Source organism: Campylobacter sp. BCW_6467 (assembly GCF_001762855.1).
Classification (GTDB): domain Bacteria; phylum Campylobacterota; class Campylobacteria; order Campylobacterales; family Campylobacteraceae; genus Campylobacter_D; species Campylobacter_D jejuni.
This window is the reverse complement of sequence record NZ_MJXP01000023.1, coordinates 37,596-57,217: the sequence shown is the minus strand read 5'-3', so window position 1 is coordinate 57,217 and position 19,622 is coordinate 37,596. Positions and strand designations below refer to the sequence as shown.

Below are 19,622 nucleotides of genomic sequence, written 5' to 3'. Positions count from 1 at the left end.
TCTCCTTAATCATTAAGATATTGCTCTAATGCCTAAATTTCCATAGCGATGAAAAGATATACTTAAAGCTTTTTCATTAAAATAATTTAAAAGTTCAAAACGACCATTTAACAATGGCTTTTCTCTTATGATGATTTTAGCAAGCTTTGCAGCCTCTTTATAAATCTCATCATTTACATCTGGCTTTGCCAAATAACGCACTCTTTCATATTCTTTAATACTCTTGATAAAATTTTCTTTATTTTCTTTTAAAAATAATACTTTTGCTCCTATGCTTTGAACAATTCGTTCTATCATACTAATATCTTGTTCATCATAACTGATACCTAGATCAATATTTGCAATATTTGCACCTAAAACCACCCCTAAAACATCTTTTAAGCTTTCATTTCCACAAAGTCTTAAAACCATATTCTTTATTTTAGTATAAGAAAAAAGATTATCTTCTCCACGTATATTGACATAATCTTTTGAAACACTAAACTCATTTTTATAATGATAAGCATAAGATTGAGACATTTTAATTAAATCGTTCATAAAATCTTGTGCTTCTTTTAAATCTATTTGTGCTAATTTTTTTGAAAATTTATCTTCAATTAAATAATCATCAAAATCTTCTTGCTTAATCTCTAAAAATTGAGTGATATAGTTGTAAATTCCCACTTTTCTACCCAAACCTATGGCAGATTTTTTAATCCCACCAAAAGGTTGACGCAGAACTATAGCCCCTGTGGTTGGTTTATTGATATAAATATTTCCTGCTTCTATATGAGTGTGAAAATACTCCCATTCTCTTTCATCTAAGCTTTCAAAACCTGCAGTTAAACCATAACCTGTGGAATTTACTATATCAATAGCTTCTTTTAAGTCTTTAGCTTTCATTACACTTAAAATCGGCACAAAAAGTTCATTCATATGGGTAAAATCACCCTTTTTAGTGCCGTATTTTATGCCTGGAGTCATTAAATAAGGATTATCCTCTAAAAACTTAGGTTTTAATGCCCATTCTTCATAAGGTTGTAATTCATCTAAAGCCTTTTGAACTTTAGAACTTGGCTTATCAGCTAAAGCACCTAATTTATTTTTAAATTCAAAAGGACTGCCCACTGCCATAGAACTTGCAGCATCCACTAAAGTCTTTTTAAATTCTTCATCATGATAAACCTCTTCTTCTAAGACTAGCAAAGAAGTAGCTGAGCATTTTTGACCGCTATTGCTAAACGCAGAATGAATGATATTTTTAATCGCACTATCACGATCAGCAAATTTAGAAACTATAGTCGCATTCTTTCCTCCCGTTTCAGCACTTAAAAGCAAGGTTGGATTAGCTTTTAACATAGCATAAGCAGTATCCTCTCCTCCTGTAAGAATTGAAAATTTAATCGCTTCATCAACAAGTAAATATTTAGAAATATCGCTTCCTTTTGAAGGTAAGAAAATCAAAGCATCTTTTGGAATACCTGCATCCCAAAAACACTTACAAAGCATATAACCTGTTAGGGTTGAAAGTGAAGAAGGTTTATAAATCACCACATTACCTGCAGCTAGTGGTGCAGCTATGGTGCCCACTGAAATCCCTATAGGAAAATTCCAAGGAGCTATGGTAACCCCTATGCCTTTAGGTGTGAATTTAACTTTTGGATTTTGTTTTTTAAGCTCTTCTAAAGAGTGCGGATAAAATTCTATAAAATCAATAGCCTCGCTTACTTCAGGATCGATCTCTAAAAAGGTTTTGCCCACTTCTAAAGCTGCCAAACCTATCAAATCCCCTCTTCTTTCTCTCATCAGTTTTGCACTTTTGGCTAAAATTTGATAAATTTCATCATGACTTTTTTGTGTATATTTGGAATTTTTAGCTACTTCTAAAGCTTGTTTGATTTCTTTTTCTCCTGCTAAATAAGCCTTTCCTATAACTCTATCTTCGATCTTATCTTTAACTTCTAAAACATTTAAATTTTCTGCTTTAAAATCAAGTTCGCCTATAACAGGATAAACATCATAATCTTTTAAATTTTCATATTTAGTTTTAATTTCTTTAGCCCACGCTCTATTTTGTGCTAAAATAAAATCCGTATCGCTTTCATTGCTAAATTTTTTACTTTCATAAGAACTTATGATATTTGATTCTTTATTTCTATCTTGCTTACGATGTGTAGTATTATCAAGAGTTTTTATGCCTTCTAAAGATTTTAAAAAAAGTTCTTTTTGGATATTCCAGTTCTTATCTCCTACTTTAAGATTGAAAAAATAACGCATAAAATTATCTTCACTTGTATTTTCATCAAGGCGTCTTACAAGATAAGCAATGGCATTGTTAAAATGTGCTTCATCGCAAACTGGGGCATAAAGGATTAGATCATGCATTTTAGATAATTCATAAGAACATTGCAAACTCATACCTTCAAGCATTTCAAAAGTAAAAGAATCCAAAGCACCCACTTCACTTATGCGTGTATAAGCATAAGCAATCTCAAAGATATTATGACTTGCAATTCCTATGTTGATGTATTTATAATTATCTCCTTCAAGAATAAAATCAAGCATTTTATTATAATTGCTATCAGTATCTATTTTTTTGTAAAAAGTAGGAAGCTCCCAGCCTTTTTGAGATGCAATAGTTTCTTCACTTTCCATATTAGCACCCTTAACAAAACGGATCTTAATAGGCTTCATACCTTTTAAAACCCTCTCTTTTGAAAAAGCAAAAAGTTTTTTAAGATACTTATAAGAATCAGGAATATAAGCTTGCAAAACAATCCCCGCTTTAATATCAAATTTGGCTACACTTTCTATAAAAGCTGCAACAGTAAGTTCTAAATCTCTAAATTCCTCCATATCAAGATTGATAAATTTAGAAACACCTTGTTTTTTCTCTTCTTCTAAGGCCAAAGCATAAAGATAATCTAGTCTTTTTACTACCTCTTCTTTGGAATAATCAAAATCTATAATATTAATTTGTGAAAAAATAGTAGTAATTTTTATGGAAATATAAGTGATATAACTTGATTTTAAAGCCTCTTCATATTTTTGCATACGATATTTACTCTCAGCTTCACCTAAAACCTCTTCGCCGATTAAATTCACATTTAAGGTAATTTTATCTTGCTCTTTTCTTTTCTTAATATGTGGTTCTAAAACACTAGGATTTGCATCTAGAACCATAGCTTTAGTATCTTCTCTTAAATGTTTGACAAAAAAAGGTACACTTAAATTAGGAGCAAATTTGCCAAAATTTAAAAAGCTAAAAAGTAGGAATTTTTCAAAAGTGCTAAAAAAATCCGCTATGCCATATTTACTCAAAGTATATTCTATAAGCTCAAAACTTGCATTTTTATCTTTACATCTAAAAGAACGATCTAAAAGCTCTATAAGCATAACTTTATTTTTGGGATTATTAAGAAGTTTTTGCATTTTAGCATGAAATTCTTTTTCAGAATTTGAAATATTGGCTTCTATTTGTCCTTGTAATTCTTCAGCTAAGGCTAAAGCTTTTTGTATCATTTCGTATCTCCTAAGATAAAATAAATTTTAATAAATAATATATAAATAAGATAAAAAATAATATTTTAAATCATAGAAAATGTATAAAAAATGATAAAAAAAATTTTAATGGGTATATAAGTAACAAAAATTAAGAAATGATAATATCATTTTCTTGCTTATTTACAACCTTAGCAATAATTTTAGCTTGAATATTTTCATCTTCTAGTTTTTTTAAACATTCTAAGGAATCTTTTTCACTTATAGAAATTAAAAGTCCTCCTGAAGTTTGTGGATCGCAAAGTAATAATTTTTCTTCATTTAAATCAGGGGTAAGTTCTTTTATAAATTCTAAATTTTTATAAGCTCCAGCAGGAATTAAACCCATATTAAAATACTCTTTTACTCCATCTAAAAAAGGAAGTTCACTTTCAAAAATTTCAAAAGAAATATTTTTATTTAGCATTTCTTTTAAATGACCTAAAAGTCCAAAACCTGTGACATCACTCATGGCGCTTGGGTGAAATTTAAGAGCAATTTGACTGGCTTTATAATTTAACTCCATCATACTTTTAAGCATTATATCTAAATGTTTTTGATTTAGCATTTGTGCCTTTAAAGCTGTACTTAAAATTCCTGTTCCTAAAGGCTTGGTTAAAATGATACAATCTCCAACTTTAGAAGTATTATTAGCAATAAATTTACTAGGATGTACTTTCCCTGTAACACTAAGTCCAAAAAAAAGCTCAGTGCTTTCTATAGTATGGCCACCCACAACTAAAGCATTGCATTCTTGAACCTTAACATTTGCACCTTCTAAAAGCTCTTTTAAGATATTTAAATCATGATTACAAGTATCAAAACCTACTATATTTAAGGCATTAATCGCCTCTGCACCCATAGCAAAAACATCGCTTAAAGCATTTGCTGCGGCAATAGCACCAAAATGATAGGCACTATCTACTATAGGAGTGATAAAATCAAGCGTTTGCACCAAAGCTAAATCGCGGCTAATTTGATATACGCTTGCATCTTCATTATTTCCGATATCACTAAGTAAGGCAGGAGTTTTTTGCATGAAATTTAAAATTGTTTTAAGACCACCCGGGCTTAATTTCGCTGCTCAACCTGCTGCTTTAACAAAATGGGTTAAATTTTGATTTTTATATTGCAGTGTTTTTCCTTTACAAAGTAATAATTTTTGCTTTACCAAAAAGCTCATTTAAAATTTCATAAGCATTGCCTATATTTCCTATTTTAAGCTCTTTGCTTTTATTAAAAAATTCCAGACAAGCTCCGCAACTTATGATCTCAATACCTAAATTTTCAAGTTCTTTCATAGCTAAATGTGCTTTATGATTTTCATCAACATTGATTAAAACACTTTCATTTACGCAAAGAATTTTACTTGGAGCATGATCTAAATTTTTTAAGGTACTTAAAAATCCTACAAGTAAATTTTGTCCCAATTCACCCTCACCCACTTTGTCGGTTTTTAAAAATAAAACATTATAATCGTGAACATTTATTTCACTAGAATTAAAATTCTTTTTTTGTACTTTGATGCAAAACTCTTGTGCATTTTCATCTATAATAGGATTTAAATTTAAAGAGTTAAGAAATTTTACAACATTATTTTTTGAAATAATAGAATTTAAAACAATTTCTAAAATTTCATTTTCTTGAAGTTTTTCAAGAGCGTTTTTTGTTTCAACTATAGGCTGAGGACAAGAAAGATTGCGACAATCAATTTTCATTATTTTTCCTTGATATTAGCTTTGAAAAATAATATTATTTTATTACTTGTTTTGTGTTTAAAAATTTTAAATAATATAGAAAAAATTCAAAAGCTCAAAAATGAGCTTTTTTAAAATCTTTTTTTATTCACATCTTCAAGAATTGCTGCAGCAATTTGATTGACTTCATTTGTTATATTATTGGTAACATTTGCAACTTCGACATTTTCCTTAGTTACAGTTTCAAGTTGTGCTATAGCATCGTTAATCTGTGTGATTCCTGCTGTTTGTTCTTTTACAGATTCTGCTACTTCATTTACGCTTTGAACAAGTATATTAATATTTGCCTCGATTTCAGATAAGGATTTTCCTGTTCTTTCCGCAAGCTGTCTTACCTCATCTGCAACAACTGCAAAACCACGCCCATGTTCTCCAGCACGTGCAGCTTCAATAGCTGCATTTAAAGCAAGAAGATTCGTTTGCTCAGCGATATCTTTAATCACATTGACAATATTTTTTATATCATCAGCTTGCGAAGCAACCTCAACTGTTTTTCCACTTACATTTTGCATAGAAGAATTAATCTCCTCTACAGCTGCAGCCGATTGTTCTAAAGAACTCGCTTGTGCATTAGAGCCATCAGCAAGTTTTTGCATAGAATTTTTTAACTCTTCTGACTGATTGGCTAAATCTTTAGCAAAATTTGAAGAAGCTACAAGCATCTTTTTAATTTCTTTACCTAAAATATTAGTTGTAATCTCAACTTCGCCTTTAGCATCAAGCACCTCTGTGCTAAAATCAAGCGCTTTATAACTATCAAAAACTCTATTAATTTCATTCATATTAGAACCAATTTTACTTTGCAAAACATCAAGCATTCTATTAAGAACATTTTTAAGTTCTACTAATTGAGGGTTTATAGGATTTTTAGTAATTCTTGCAGTTAAATTACCTTTTTCGATTTCTTTAGCAGTTTGCACCGATTCATCTACAGCATTTTGATCTTGCTCTAAAGATATTTGAATCTTTTCAATATTTTCATTTATGATTCTACCCATTGCCCCTAATTCATCATTGGCTCGAATTTTAATTAATTTAAGCTCAATTTTTTCATGATTTAAGAAACGGAAAAAAGATTCTAAAGAGTTAAGAATAATTGGTAATCTTGTTGCAACAATTTTTCTTACGCAATAATAAACCACTCCCAAAACAACAAAAATAAAAATAAAAGATGCGCTAATAATAATTAATTGTAATTTTTTCAAAGGTTCAAAAACTGAATATTTAGGGGCAGTTACCAAAACTGTCCAAGAGCTATCTTGCACTTTAAAACTATTAATCGCGGCATAAGAATCATCACCATCAAAAGCTATATAGTTAAAAACTCCATTTTTTCCTTCGCTCATAGCCTTATAAGTCTCTTGTGCGCCTTTGTTAGGATTGACATCTTTTAAATTTTTTAAAACCAAATTTTTATTAGGGTGAATTGCAACAAGACCATCTGAATTTAAAAGAACTCTTAATTCTCCATCATATTTTTGACTCTTGGGATCTAAAAGATAAGTAGCAATAGCCGAAAAATTCAAAGTCATACCGATAACACCTACAACTTGATTCTTTCGGTCAAATATAGGCATAGCAATATTTACAGCATCAAAATCTTGACCTTCTAAATTCATCCTAATAGGACGTCCTATATATACTTTATTTTCCCCATATTTTGCTTTTTTTAATATATCTTGCACAACTTGTAAATTAGCTATTTCATCACTAGCTTGTATTGCTTTTATCCCGCCTTTACTATCTTTTTCTTCATCAACATAAAGCATAACAAATTTTCCACTTTGAGTATTGAAAAATTTACTCTCCTCTTTAAAATATTCTGGCGGATCGATAAGATACAAATAAGTAAAATTAGAATAAGCACTATTATCAAAAGTATTGGTTATAATATTTGTTATACTGTCTATATCTAAATTTTCTTTTGAAGTTGATCTAAACATTTCTGTTAAAGTACCTGAAATACTTTTATTTAAAGCAATCATTTCCCCAAAAATTCCTTGAGTTTGGGTAGCATATTCTTTCGTGATAGAAGCTAGAATATCTTCTGTATTTTTGGTAATATTTTGACTTACTTGTTTTGTGATTAATGAAATTAGAATAATAAGCCCAATAACAACAACAGTTGCTACAGAAAAAATAAGTTTTAAACCTATATTTAAAGATTTAAACATCTTAATAACTCCTAAAATAAAATTTTGGATTTTATATTTTAACATATTTTTTAAAAAAATACTATTAATTAATTATAAAAATATTATGTATTAGTATTTTTTGATAGAAGATTTATTTTTTTCCTTTTAAGAACAATTCTTTAAAGCGTTTATTAGCGTATTCTTCTATGTCCTTTTGCAAAATAGAGTAATTTTCCATTAATTCCAAAGCTCTAGGAGTAAGTTTTGTTCCTGATTCTTTAGAGCGTCCTTGTCGTGTGCTAACTAAAATTTCTTGAGAATTTTTTTGTAAGGTTTGTAAATGCATCCAAGCTTTTTTATAATTAATCCCCATAAGTTTAGAAGCATGCAATAAACTACCTGTTTGTCCGATAAGCTCTAAAAGTTCTGTTTTTCCTCGTCCAAAAAGCAAATCTCCATCCGCATTTTCAATCCAAGTTTTTGTTCTTACTATAAATTGCTTACCTTTTTTTTCTTTAAAACAACCAAGTTGACAATACTTTACATCAACCTTATAAGCTTTTAAAGCTGAACGCATACTTTTAAGTCCACAACCTTCTTTAGCAATATCTCTTGCATCTTTACAAAAAATTCTACGCTTTTCATCTAAACTAGGTTCTATTTTTTTAAGCACTTCAATCTTTGCTTTTTCAAAATCTAAATGTCCAAATTGCCCCAACTCGCAATTATCAATTCTCATGTGATTTTCATCGGCTAATTGTCCGATTTTTTCTATATTTATATTAAATTTCTTTGCAATTTTAAAAGCCGTACCACAATCTAATTTTTCATTACTATTTAACAATTCTCTCATGTATGAGATGATTTCTTTTTCTTGATTTTTATCCATGAATTCTAAATTCTCCACTATAAATATTGATCTTATTTTCTCTAGCAAAACCACAAAGCGTTAAATCAAATTTTCTTGCTATCATAACCCCTAAACAAGTAGGAGCCGTGCGTGAAACAAGCACTGGAATTTTATGCATAACTGCTTTAGCTACCATTTCAGAACTTAGCCTTCCACTAACCATTAAAAAACATTGACTTAAATCAACCCCAGCTAAACGTGCTTTTCCTAAAGCTTTATCTATGGTATTATGTTGAGCTATATCTTCACCTATAAAAAAAGTTTTCTCATTTACAAAAAGCTTAGCCGTATGCACACAGCCTGTTTTCTCATAAAGCTCACATTGAGTATAAAAAGTACTCATTTGTTTTAAAATTTCATCTTTGCTAAATTTTACATCAGAACTAATTTTACTCGCTTCAATGGCTTCTAAATCGATATTTGCAGTATGTGCTCTACCACAACCACTTATAACTACGCCTTCAGCATTAAGCTTTGCTAAATTTTCTTTATCAATCTTTGCTTTGATATGCACACTCATACCATCATCTTTTGTTTCTATGTTCTCAATATCGCTTACTTTTGCAATGATATTTTCGCTCATTAAATACCCTATTGCTAATGCCTGTTCATCTACAGGAGTTGCCATTAAAGCACCTACTTTTTCATCATTAATAAAAATTTCAAGCTTAATTTCACGTACTAAAGTATCATCGCATGTAAAAGATTCATCACCTTTATATTTTAAAATCTGAGTTGTAAATAACGGATCCATACCTTATCCTTTAAATATCTTTAAATAATATTATATCAAAAAAACATAAATAACAAATTTATATATGGAAAAATAGATTTTAGATTCAACTTATAAAATAAAATTCGTTCTATTTATTTCAAAAAAGCTTAAAACTACCGCTATGCAATAACATAGCGGTTAAAGATTAAATTTTTACATTAGGATCATAAGAAAAACTAGGTTCAATTTGCTTTTTATTGCTTAATTCTTTATACCAATAAGAATGTAAAATATAAACCTCTTCTTCTTCTTTATAACCACTAATCATAGAATGAATACTGCCTTTGATTGCAAATACTGCCATATAAATATGCACGCCAAAAAACACTGCACACACTATACCCAAGAAATTATGCACTATAGCTGAAATTCTTAAAAGTTCAATTTGAGTTAAACCAAAAAGACCTTGAATTGCCGTGGAATTAAAATCAAGAAAATACATAAATCCACCTGTAATTATCATCAAAAATCCACCAAATACAGCTATATAATACCAAGATTTTTGACCAAAATTAAACTTACCTGCAGGTACAGGACGTTTTACTTTGCTTAAATAACCACCTACTATCATCATCCATCTGATATCATAACTTGCAGGAAGCATTCTTTTAATCCACCATAAAAACATAGGGATTATAGAGATGATAAATAAAACCGTTGCAAAAGCATGTAAATTTTTACAAACCCTTACAAAAAGTCCGCCTCCAAAAGTCGCCCCAAACATCATCACAAAACCAGTTGGCACTAAAATCACCCAAGAAATTGCCGCGATAAAATGAAAAAGTCTTTCAAATAATGTAAAAGCATAAATTTTCTTTCCATCGTGTGAAAATTGCTTAGGTCCTATAACCATATAATGCAAAGCAAATGCAGATAATACCGCAATAACAGCAATTAAAGCTATAGTAGCTATATACTCACCTTGCAAAGTTGTCCAAAGTTTGCCAAAAGTATCATAGTTTGGGATATTTGTAATACGATGAAAATCCCAAATTTGAGTATCTTGTCCCATTCTCTCGCTACCATAAGCAAATAAATTCACTACGCTTAACAAAAGCGTTACAAATACTTTTCTCATAAGCGTTCCTTTCCTGTGTAAGCAATCTTCCACTCCAAACTTTCTGAAGGATTTGGAATGCCATAATTTCTATTCATAAGTCTATTATGATAAATCTCTTCTATTTTAGAACTTTCACCTACTAAAAGTGCTTTTGTCGAACACATCGCAGCACATACAGGAACTTTTCCTTCTGCGATACGATTTTGACCATAAAGTTCTCTTTCTTTTTCTGAATTCGTTGCTTCAGGGCCACCTGCACACATAGTACATTTATCCATAATGCCTTTATTTCCAAAAACACTATCTTTTGGAAATTGTGGTGCACCAAAAGGACAAGCATAAAGACAATATCCACAACCTATGCAAATTTCTTTATCGTGCAAAACAATACCATCAGCACGGATGTAAAAACAATCCACAGGACAAACGATAGAACAAGGAGCATCATCACAATGCATACAAGAAATAGAAGTTGAAACTTCTTTTCCTTGAATTCCTTCATTTAAAGTAATCACACGGCGGCGGCGAATATGAATAGGAAGCTCATGTGCTTCATCACAAGCTACCGCACAACCATTACAATCAATACAACGCTCATTATCACAAAAGAATTTCAAGCGTTCTTTTTCTAAATTTGCAAAATTTACCTTACTCATTTTCCATCCTTACTGATTCTACAAAGCCCACCTTTAGTCTCTGGAATCTGACACATAATATCATAACCATAATTTGTTACCGTATTAGCACTTTCTCCGCTTGCATAAGGCTTAGTTCCTTCTGGGAAATTGTGCGTTAAATCCACGCCTTGCATAACTCCTGTAAAATGGAAAGGCAAGAAAATCATATCTTTTGCTACACCTGGATTAACCTTCACTCTTACATGAATTTTAGTGCCTTCTGGAGAATGCACCCAAATCATATCTCCTGCTTTAATGTCTTGTTCTTTTGCTAATTCAGGATTGATCTCACAAAACATTTCAGGTGTTAAACGCGTTAGATACATAGATGCTCTATTTTCCATACCTGCACCATTTAAATTCACAAGTCTTGCGGTAACAAGATTAAGCGGGAATTCTTTAGAATAATCCTTAGCTTGTTGCACAGAAACAAATTTAGTATCCACGCGGTAAAGTGCTTTTTGATCTTCAAAACTTGGATATTTTTGCACCAAATCGTTTCTTGGAGAATGTAAAGGCTCACGGTGGAGTGGAATTTTATCTTTAAAAGTCCAAACTACAGCTCTAGCTTTAGCATTTCCATAAGGAACTATGCCTTTTTCTATACATTTAGTTGCTATGATATTGCTATCATCATAAGACCAAGTTGATCCCATTTTTTCTTTTTCTTGGGCACTTAAAGTAATGCCTAAAACTTTTTCTATATTATCTTTAGTAATTTGTGGATAACCTGTATCAATAGGTGAATTTAAAGGTGCATTTTTAGCAAGTAAACTCTCTCCTTCATACTCGAGTCCAAAATTATTTCTAAAGCCCATACCACCTTTTGCTACTTCAATGTCGGTATTATAAAGTACAGGAGAACCTGGGTGCTTATCACTCCAACAAGGCCAAGGAAGCCCGTAATACTCGCCAGCAACTTCGTCTTTTCCTTCTAAAGTTACCTCATCAAATTTATCCCAGTATAAAGTATGCTTTTTAAGCCTTTCAGGACTCCAACCATTAAGTCCTATACTTCTAACTGCTTTTGCAATTTCTCTTGTTGCATTTTCAGGCCAAACAATCTCACCTTTTTCATCGCGTAAAGTCTTAGTAAAGTCTTCATAAAAGCCTAATTTTTTAGCAAGCTCAAATAAAATTTCTTGATCTTCCATGCTTTCATAAAGTGGATCTACAACTTTAAATCTCCATTGTCCGCTACGATTTGTAGCTGTTACACTTCCGCTTGTTTCAAACTGTGTTGCTGCAGGTAAAAGATAAATTCCATCTTTTCTTTCTGCGATAATCCCTGCTTCATTTACAAAAGGATCGGCTAAAACTAAAAGCTCTAAAGCTTCCAAACCTTCTTTAACCTTAGCTTGTTGTGCAGTCGAAGTGATACCATTTCCCATAACTACTAAAGCTTTTAAAGGCGTTCCTGCGTTATCGATAGCATCATTTCCATCTTTTCCATTTAAAGCCGCTGCCCACCATCTAGCAAGTGAAAGTCCAGTTTTATGCATCCAATCTTTACTTACAAAATTTCCTAAAAGCCACTCATAATCCACACCCCAAATTTTGGCATAGTATCTCCAAGTCGCTTCATTTAAAGGATAATAACCTGGTAAATTTTCGCTCAAACAAGCCATATCTGAAGCACCTTGAACATTATCGTGTCCGCGTAAGATATTAACTCCACCACCAAATTTACCTATATTTCCAAGTACCATTTGCACAATAGGTGCTAAACGTGTATTTGAAGTTCCTACAGTGTGTTGAGTTAAACCCATAGCCCAAATAAGCGTAGTTGGTTTGTTTTTAGCTACTTCGTGAGTGATTTGCACCAAAAGTTCTTTAGAGATCCCTGTAACATTTTCTACTTCTTCGGCTGTCCATTTTGCTGCTTCTTCACGAATTTTATCAATTCCAAAAACTCTTTCATCAAGATATTTTGTATCTTCTAAGCCTTCATCAAAGATGATTTTTAACATTCCATACATGAAAGCAATGTCAGTTCCTGGACGAATTCTTGCGTAAATATCCGCTTTTGCCGCACTTTTTGTAAATCTAGGATCTACAACGATAAGCTTTGCACCTTTTTCTTTTGCTTTTAAGAAATGTCTAAAACCCACAGGATGATTTACCGCTGGATTTGCCCCAATGATAATGATACATTTACTTCTTTGAATGTCTCCAAGATGGTTTGTCATAGCGCCATAACCAAATGTATTCGCCACACCGGCGACTGTTGCGCTGTGTCAAATTCTAGCTTGATGATCTACATTGTTCGTTCCAAAAAACGCTGCAAATTTTCTTATATAATAAGCTTGTTCATTATTAAGTTTTGCAGAACCTAAAAACATAACACTTTCAGGATTTTCTTTACGATAAGCAGCTAGTTTTTCTCCGATCTCACTTAAAGCTTGCTCATAACTTATGCGTTTCCATTCTCCATTTTCTTTTTTCATAGGATATTTTAAACGCACATGTGAACGCACCATATCGATCATATCAGATCCCTTGCAACAATGTCCACCTGAACTCACAGGATGATCTTGAGCGATTTCTTGACGCACCCAAACACCATTTTGCACTTCTGCAATAATCCCACAGCCTACAGAACAGGCTGTACAAACTGTTTTTACTTTTTTACTACCTTCATAAGCTTCTTTAAGCTCATCAGCACTCGCTTCTCTTAAAGTTTCACTTCTAGCAAGCAACGGTGTTGCTAGGCTTGAAAGTGCTGCCATTTTAAGAAAAGAACGACGCGTAAGCTTGATATTTTCACCTACACTTGACATTACTCAGCCTTTATATAATAATTTTCCCAATTAGCACTTCTTTGAAAAAGCACTTCTTTTTTCTTACTTTTACCTTTAACCAAATCTTTTCTTTCTTTATCTTTAGCTAGAGCTAAAGTCGTGCTACCAAGCACTCCAGCAGCCCCTAAGGCAAAAGCGGATTTTTTAAGAAATTCCCTGCGATTTTTCACGAGTCCTCCTTTGTTTATTTGCTTCTCTTCTTAAAAATTCTGAACGCGATAGATCGTTTTGCACTTTTTTAGAATTTATTTTTGCAGGTTTTTCCACTTCAAAGCAAAGTCTTTCAAATTCCATAAAAGCCGATGCAATACTTGCAATTTCCTTATATAAATTCGCATTTTTATTCATGAAAACATCGCCTAAAAACTCATCAATGCTTTTATTGATCACTTTTTCAAAAAGCTCTTTGGCTAAATCATCTTCATTTTGCCTTAAAAATTCACTCATTAACAATAAACAAAATCCAACACTATCTTCACTTTCTTTAAAAAATTTTTCATTGCGTCTTATTTTACTTTTGACTAAAATTTGACGCACGCAAAGTAAAGGATTTGAATTTTCAAAACCTTCTTCCATGTAAGAAAAAGTCGTTGGAATGCTATTTTTAAGACTTAAAAAAAGCAAATCATATTCTTTAAAAAATGCTTGTATAGAATTTTCATCATCTAAATGCTTAAGCAAGATATCAAAATTTGATTTTAAATTTTCATCAAATAAACATTCTTGCATTGTCTTTAAATACTCTTGTAATTTTGACAATCTTTCTTCAGAAAATGAAAAAACAAAAAGCTCTCCTAGACATTGATAATAAAGACTTCTAGCTAATCTTAATTTTTCCAAATCCATTAAAGCCCCCATGCATTCAAAATTTTCAAAAATAGCTTTAAATTTTGCTTGAATGAATATTATGCAAAATATACCTAATATTCATTTTAAAGCCGATTTTTAAATCGATTTATCTTAATACTATTTGATTTAAAAATCACTGAATTTCAATAAAATTCCACAAGGATTTAAAATATTAAAAAATCATACCAAAATATTGAAAATTAGATATTTGAGTTGATTTTATATTTGAAAAAATAAAATACTTTGCATAAAATTTATATCTTTGATTCTCTTCCAAATAAAATTAACATTTTATGCAAATTATAAATAATACTAATTTCTTAAAGAATAATCCTTATAAGAAAATTCTCTTATCATTTGAAGTTCATTTTTTGCATTTAAAAGCATGAGATTTGGAAGTCTTATACCATTAAAAGTTGTGTTTTTCACAATGGTGTAATGAATTTGATCTAAAAAAACAATTTTATCGCCGATTTTAAGCTTTTTATCAAAGGCGTATTCTCCCATTACATCACCCGCTAAACAAGTATTTCCAGTAAGCAAATAGGAAAATTCGTTCTCTTTTAAGTCTGAAATTTTTTCATTTTCTCTTGTGGCTAAAATTCTAGCATTTAAAACTTCACTTGTATAAGGCATGATGATAGTATCTGGCATATGTGCTTCGCTTGAAGTATCTAAAATGGCAATTTGTTTTTCATTTTCTATGATATCTACTACACTAGCCACCAAATTTCCTGTTTGCCAACCCACCGCTTCGCCTGGTTCAAGATAAACTTGCACGCCATATTTATCACTGAAATTTTTACACAAAGCAATAAGTTTTTCAACATCATAGCCTTTTTTAGTGATGTGATGTCCTCCTCCAAAATTCACCCATTTCATTTGCCCTATCCATTTACCAAATTTCTCTTCAAAGACCTTTAAAACTGCTTCTAAAGCATCAGCACTTTCCTCGCAAAGTGCGTGAAAATGAAGTCCTTCTATAGCATTTAAATCCACATTTTCAAAATCTTTAGCACGAATTCCAAGTCTTGAGTATCTTCCACAAGGATTGTAAAGTTCTTTTGGGGCTAGAGAAAATTCAACATTACAACGAAGACCTAAGGAATTTTTTTGTGTTTTAGCTTGAAATTTATGAAATTGGGCTAAAGAGTTAAACACTATATGATGAGATAAACTGGCTATTTCACCTATTTCATCTTCTTTAAAAGCAGGTGAATAAGTATGAATTTCTTTATCCATGTATTCTTTAGCAAATTTTGCTTCCCAAAGTCCGCTACAAGTACAACCTTTTAGGTATTCTCCAACAATTTTCATCGCTCCTGAAAAAGCAAAACCTTTTAAAGCTAAAAGCACTTTAGCACCACTTTTTTCACCAACACTTGCTAAAAGCTCACAATTTTTTCTTAATTTATCTTCTTCTAAAATATAAGCTGGAGTTTGAATTTTTTCATAAAACATTATTTTTCCTTGATTAAATTGCTAAAATCATAACAAAATTAAACCAAATTTTCAAAATAAATATTTACTAAAGTTAAAAAAATAATGACTATAATACAAAAAATCAAGCAAAAGGAAAAACTAATGAATAGAAGAAATTTTTTAAAATTTAATGCACTTACTCTAGCAAGTATGGGTGTAGCCTATGCAAATCCTATGCACGATATGCACTCCATGCATAAAAATCATTCTATAAATCATGACTTAGATACTTCTTTTATAAACTTTGCTCCAAAAAATTTAAAGCTTTTAGATCCAAAACAATTCCCCCAAGGAGAAATTTTAAAAGCCTTGCCTTTACTCAAAAATGAAAGTAAAGAAAAAAATATTTTTCGTGCTACCCTAGAAATCAAAGAAAATCATATAGAGCTTATCAAAGGTAAAAAAACCTTATTTTATACTTACAATGGCCTAGTACCTGCTCCAAAAATAGAAGTTTTTGAAGGAGATAAACTTGAAATTTTAGTCAAAAACAAACTCAAAGAAACTACAACTATACATTGGCATGGCGTTCCTGTGCCACCTGATCAAGATGGAAGCCCACATGATCCTATCTTAGCAGGAGAAGAAAGAATATATCGTTTTGAAATTCCTCAAGATAGCGCAGGAACTTACTGGTATCATCCGCATCCTCATTATACCGCTTCTAAACAAGTTTTTATGGGTTTAGCAGGGGCTTTTGTGATCAAAGCAAAAAAAGATGCTTTAAGTCATTTAAAAGAAAAAGATTTGATGATTAGCGATTTGCGTCTTGATGAAAACGCTCAAATTCCAAACAATAACCTAAATGATTGGCTAAATGGTAGAGAAGGAGAATTTGTACTCATCAATGGACAATTTAAACCTAAAATCAAACTCGCCACAAACGAACGCATACGCATTTATAATGCTACTGCAGCAAGATATTTAAATTTACGCATACAAGGAGCTAAGTTTATACTTGTTGGTACTGATGGTGGACTTATAGAAAAAGCTATTTATAAAGAAGAACTTTTCTTAAGTCCTGCTTCTCGCATAGAAGTTTTAATCGACGCTCCAAAAGATGGGAATTTTAAGCTAGAAAGTGCTTATTATGATAGGGATAAAATGATGGTAAAAGAAGAACCTAATACCCTATTTCTAGCCAATATTAACCTAAAAAAAGAAAATGTAGAACTTCCAAAAAATTTAAAAATTTTCAAACCTTCAGAAGAACCTAAGGAATTTAAAGAAATAATCATGAGTGAAGATCATATGCAAATGCATGGTATGATGGGAAAAAGTGAAAGCGAATTAAAAATCGCTCTTGCGTCTATGTTTTTAATCAATGGCAAAAGCTATGATTTAAAACGCATTGATTTAAGCTCCAAACTTGGAGTAGTTGAAGACTGGATAGTGATAAACAAATCTCATATGGATCATCCTTTCCATATACATGGCACGCAATTTGAACTCATCTCATCAAAACTCAATGGCAAAGTTCAAAAAGCCGAATTTAGAGCCTTAAGAGATACTATAAATGTGCGTCCTAATGAAGAATTAAGACTTAGAATGAAACAAGATTTTAAAGGGCTTAGAATGTATCATTGTCATATTTTAGAACATGAAGATTTAGGAATGATGGGAAATTTAGAAGTAAAGGAATAAAATGGTAAAAGTGGAATTTTTAGGCCCCATAAATAAAGAAAATTTAGAACTTGAGGTAAAAAATTTAAAAGAATTAAAAGAAATTTTGCAAAAAGATGAGAGTTTAAAAGAATGGCTAGAACTTTGTGCCGTATCTTTAAACGATGAAATCATTTTTGATGAAAACACTAAGTTAAAAGATGGTGATAAAATAGCACTTTTACCGCCAGTTTGTGGGGGTTAAATGAAACATTTTACACTTTATCAAGGTTCTTTAGATATTCCTAAAATTTATAGACAATGGTATGAATTTGCCAAGGATAAAAACTGCGGTGCTTTACTGACTTTTTGTGGTATTGTGCGTGAAGAAGAAGGCATTGAGGCACTTAGTTTTGATATTTATGAACCGCTTTTAAAAAAATGGTTTAATGAGTGGCAAAAAAGAGTAGATTTTGATGGTATTAGCTTGCTTTTTGCTCACTCTATAGGCGATGTGGCGGTTCATGAAAGCTCTTATTTTGCAGGAATTTTAAGCAAACAAAGAAAATTAGGACTTAAACTTCTTAATGAATTTGTTGAAGATTTTAAAGCAAGTGCACCCATTTGGAAGTATGATGTGATAAACAAAGAAAGAATTTATGCCAAAGAAAGATCAACCAAACTTTGCGGTGCAGGACTTTTAAAAGGATAAAAAATGTTAATGTCTTATGAAGAAAGTTTAAAAATTTTACATTCTCATATCAAAACCTATGAAAAGATTGAAAAAATAGCTCTTACAGAGTGTTTAGGACGCATTTTAGCTCAAGACATAAAAGCCCCTAAAAATCAGCCTGAATTTCCAACTTCGGCTATGGATGGTTATGCGATCAAATTTGAAGATCAAAATAAAACTTTAAAAATTTTAGGCCTCACACCTGCGGGCACTATGCCACAATTTAGCGTGCAAAATGGTACTTGTGTAAAAACCTTTACAGGCTCACTCATGAGCGAAGGAAGCGATACTTTAGTCCCTGTTGAAAATGTACACGTAGAAAATGATACTCTTTTTATAGAAAAAAAAGTTCCCCAAACTTTTGCCGTGCGTGCGGTAGGAGAAAACTATAAAAAAGATGAAATTTTACTCAAAAAAGGCACAAGGTTAAATTATAGCGAAATAGCTCTTTTGGCTGAACTTGGATTTTTTCACATTAGTGTGTTTATAAAGCCTATTGTAGGAGTTTTAAGTAGTGGAAGTGAGATCAAAGATCTAGGAGAAGCCTTAGAAAATCCCGCTCAAATCCGCTCTTCAAATCATATCGCCATAGCTAATTTAGCTAAAAATTTAAATTGTGATACAAGGGTTTTTCCTCTTTTAAAAGATGATGAAAAAGCCACTTTTTCTACCCTTGAAAGTGCTTTGCAAAGTTGTGATATTTTAGTTACAACTGGCGGAGTTTCTATGGGGGATTTTGACTTTTTGAAAAAAGCTGTCAAAGAATACGAAATCATCATCGATAAAGCCGACATAAAACCAGGTAGACATATCAAAATAGCCAAGGCTAATGAAAAATTCATTATCGCCTTACCAGGTTTTCCTTACTCGGCTATGGTAATGTTTAATCTTTACGCAAGAGAGATTTTAAACTCTTGGTTACTTCAGCCTAAAGACTATATTTGCAAAGCCTTCTTACAAGGAAGCTACAAGAAAAAAACACCTTATTTGGAATTTGTCGCTTGTAACATAAAGTTTGAAAATGGACGCATTTTAGCTAATCTTGAAGGTAAAAAAGAAGGCTCTAGTGCGATTATAAACAATCTTAACAATAAAGCTGCCCTTATGGTGGTGCCAAAAGAATGTGAAATGTTAGAAAATGAAAGTTTAGTGGATATTATCTTTATGCCTTAAAATTATTTAAATAATTTTATTTCGATTTTAATCAACCATAAATTTCAATAAATTTCAAATTTGCAACCTCCTTTTAGTGGAGTAATTAGCCCTAGCGGAGTTTCAATCCACTAGGGTTTTTAGTCCCTTTTTAAATTTCTTTATGGTAA

Annotated in this window: 16 protein-coding genes; 4 read left to right on the top strand and 12 right to left on the bottom strand. The window is 31.4% G+C overall.

Features of this window, described 5'->3' with window-relative positions:
* Window positions 1–12: 12 nt before the first annotated feature.
* From AJ888_RS03515 to nspC, 12 genes are all read right to left on the bottom strand, one after another.
* Entirely contained in the window at window positions 13–3,501 is a 3,489-nt protein-coding gene (locus AJ888_RS03515; RefSeq protein ID WP_002862155.1) for a proline dehydrogenase family protein, read from the bottom strand.
* Between the two features lie 130 nt (window positions 3,502–3,631).
* Window positions 3,632–4,654 carry a selenide, water dikinase SelD gene (gene selD, locus AJ888_RS03510; protein WP_079861047.1) on the bottom strand — a complete coding sequence of 341 codons (1,023 nt, stop codon included), beginning with the start codon at window positions 4,652–4,654 and terminating at the stop codon, window positions 3,632–3,634.
* A 10-nt stretch (window positions 4,655–4,664) separates the two neighbouring features.
* Window positions 4,665–5,237 carry a sulfurtransferase-like selenium metabolism protein YedF gene (yedF, locus tag AJ888_RS03505; protein ID WP_002862157.1) on the bottom strand — a complete coding sequence of 191 codons (573 nt, stop codon included), beginning with the start codon at window positions 5,235–5,237 and terminating at the stop codon, window positions 4,665–4,667.
* Between the two features lie 110 nt (window positions 5,238–5,347).
* A complete protein-coding gene (ccaA, locus tag AJ888_RS03500) occupies window positions 5,348–7,450 on the bottom strand; it encodes an aspartate chemotaxis receptor CcaA (protein WP_002862158.1) in 2,103 nt (700 codons plus the stop codon).
* 112 nt (window positions 7,451–7,562) lie between these two features.
* Entirely contained in the window at window positions 7,563–8,300 is a 738-nt protein-coding gene (locus AJ888_RS03495) for a winged helix-turn-helix domain-containing protein (RefSeq protein WP_002862159.1), read from the bottom strand.
* Complete coding sequence (fdhD, locus tag AJ888_RS03490; RefSeq protein WP_002862160.1) at window positions 8,293–9,075, bottom strand: formate dehydrogenase accessory sulfurtransferase FdhD; 783 nt, start codon at window positions 9,073–9,075, stop codon at window positions 8,293–8,295. The genes AJ888_RS03495 and fdhD overlap by 8 nt, the downstream gene beginning before the upstream one ends.
* Before the next feature lie 166 nt (window positions 9,076–9,241).
* A complete protein-coding gene (locus AJ888_RS03485; protein ID WP_002862161.1) occupies window positions 9,242–10,174 on the bottom strand; it encodes a formate dehydrogenase subunit gamma in 933 nt (310 codons plus the stop codon).
* Complete coding sequence (gene fdh3B, locus AJ888_RS03480; protein WP_002851264.1) at window positions 10,171–10,812, bottom strand: formate dehydrogenase FDH3 subunit beta; 642 nt, start codon at window positions 10,810–10,812, stop codon at window positions 10,171–10,173. Before fdh3B ends, AJ888_RS03485 begins: the two co-directional genes overlap by 4 nt.
* Entirely contained in the window at window positions 10,809–13,613 is a 2,805-nt protein-coding gene (locus AJ888_RS03475) for a formate dehydrogenase subunit alpha (protein WP_079264263.1), read from the bottom strand. Before AJ888_RS03475 ends, fdh3B begins: the two co-directional genes overlap by 4 nt.
* Complete coding sequence (locus tag AJ888_RS03465; protein WP_002862162.1) at window positions 13,613–13,804, bottom strand: twin-arginine translocation signal domain-containing protein; 192 nt, start codon at window positions 13,802–13,804, stop codon at window positions 13,613–13,615. The genes AJ888_RS03475 and AJ888_RS03465 overlap by 1 nt, the downstream gene beginning before the upstream one ends.
* Complete coding sequence (locus AJ888_RS03460; RefSeq protein ID WP_002862163.1) at window positions 13,779–14,492, bottom strand: molecular chaperone; 714 nt, start codon at window positions 14,490–14,492, stop codon at window positions 13,779–13,781. Before AJ888_RS03460 ends, AJ888_RS03465 begins: the two co-directional genes overlap by 26 nt.
* A 303-nt stretch (window positions 14,493–14,795) precedes the next feature.
* Window positions 14,796–15,944 (bottom strand): carboxynorspermidine decarboxylase, encoded by a 1,149-nt coding sequence (nspC, locus tag AJ888_RS03455; protein ID WP_002862164.1) that lies wholly within the window; start codon window positions 15,942–15,944, stop codon window positions 14,796–14,798.
* Window positions 15,945–16,067: 123 nt separating this feature from the next.
* Between nspC and cueO the strand changes: the two genes are divergently transcribed.
* From cueO to AJ888_RS03435, 4 genes are read left to right on the top strand one after another with little or no spacing between them, the layout of a single operon-like run.
* The gene (gene cueO, locus AJ888_RS03450) at window positions 16,068–17,609 is read left to right on the top strand and encodes a multicopper oxidase CueO (protein ID WP_002862165.1); all 1,542 of its coding nucleotides are present in this window, start codon (window positions 16,068–16,070) and stop codon (window positions 17,607–17,609) included.
* Window position 17,610: 1 nt separating this feature from the next.
* The gene (locus AJ888_RS03445; protein WP_002779488.1) at window positions 17,611–17,832 is read left to right on the top strand and encodes a MoaD/ThiS family protein; all 222 of its coding nucleotides are present in this window, start codon (window positions 17,611–17,613) and stop codon (window positions 17,830–17,832) included.
* A complete protein-coding gene (locus tag AJ888_RS03440; RefSeq protein ID WP_002862166.1) occupies window positions 17,833–18,279 on the top strand; it encodes a molybdopterin synthase catalytic subunit in 447 nt (148 codons plus the stop codon).
* Window positions 18,280–18,282: 3 nt separating this feature from the next.
* A complete protein-coding gene (locus AJ888_RS03435) occupies window positions 18,283–19,473 on the top strand; it encodes a molybdopterin molybdotransferase MoeA (protein ID WP_002862167.1) in 1,191 nt (396 codons plus the stop codon).
* Window positions 19,474–19,622: the final 149 nt, after the last annotated feature.

Excerpts from the sequence above, each read along its gene's own strand:
- cueO (WP_002862165.1), top strand. The coding sequence starts at position 16,068 with ATGAATAGAAGAAATTTTTTAAAATTTAATGCACTTACTCTAGCAAGT.
- AJ888_RS03460 (WP_002862163.1), bottom strand. The coding sequence starts at position 14,492 with ATGGGGGCTTTAATGGATTTGGAAAAATTAAGATTAGCTAGAAGTCTT.
- AJ888_RS03435 (WP_002862167.1), top strand. The coding sequence starts at position 18,283 with ATGTTAATGTCTTATGAAGAAAGTTTAAAAATTTTACATTCTCATATC.
- AJ888_RS03495 (WP_002862159.1), bottom strand. The coding sequence starts at position 8,300 with ATGGATAAAAATCAAGAAAAAGAAATCATCTCATACATGAGAGAATTG.
- fdhD (WP_002862160.1), bottom strand. The coding sequence starts at position 9,075 with ATGGATCCGTTATTTACAACTCAGATTTTAAAATATAAAGGTGATGAA.
- ccaA (WP_002862158.1), bottom strand. The coding sequence starts at position 7,450 with ATGTTTAAATCTTTAAATATAGGTTTAAAACTTATTTTTTCTGTAGCA.
- AJ888_RS03440 (WP_002862166.1), top strand. The coding sequence starts at position 17,833 with ATGAAACATTTTACACTTTATCAAGGTTCTTTAGATATTCCTAAAATT.
- nspC (WP_002862164.1), bottom strand. The coding sequence starts at position 15,944 with ATGTTTTATGAAAAAATTCAAACTCCAGCTTATATTTTAGAAGAAGAT.
- AJ888_RS03485 (WP_002862161.1), bottom strand. The coding sequence starts at position 10,174 with ATGAGAAAAGTATTTGTAACGCTTTTGTTAAGCGTAGTGAATTTATTT.
- AJ888_RS03515 (WP_002862155.1), bottom strand. The coding sequence starts at position 3,501 with ATGATACAAAAAGCTTTAGCCTTAGCTGAAGAATTACAAGGACAAATA.
- fdh3B (WP_002851264.1), bottom strand. The coding sequence starts at position 10,812 with ATGAGTAAGGTAAATTTTGCAAATTTAGAAAAAGAACGCTTGAAATTC.
- AJ888_RS03445 (WP_002779488.1), top strand. The coding sequence starts at position 17,611 with ATGGTAAAAGTGGAATTTTTAGGCCCCATAAATAAAGAAAATTTAGAA.
- yedF (WP_002862157.1), bottom strand. The coding sequence starts at position 5,237 with ATGAAAATTGATTGTCGCAATCTTTCTTGTCCTCAGCCTATAGTTGAA.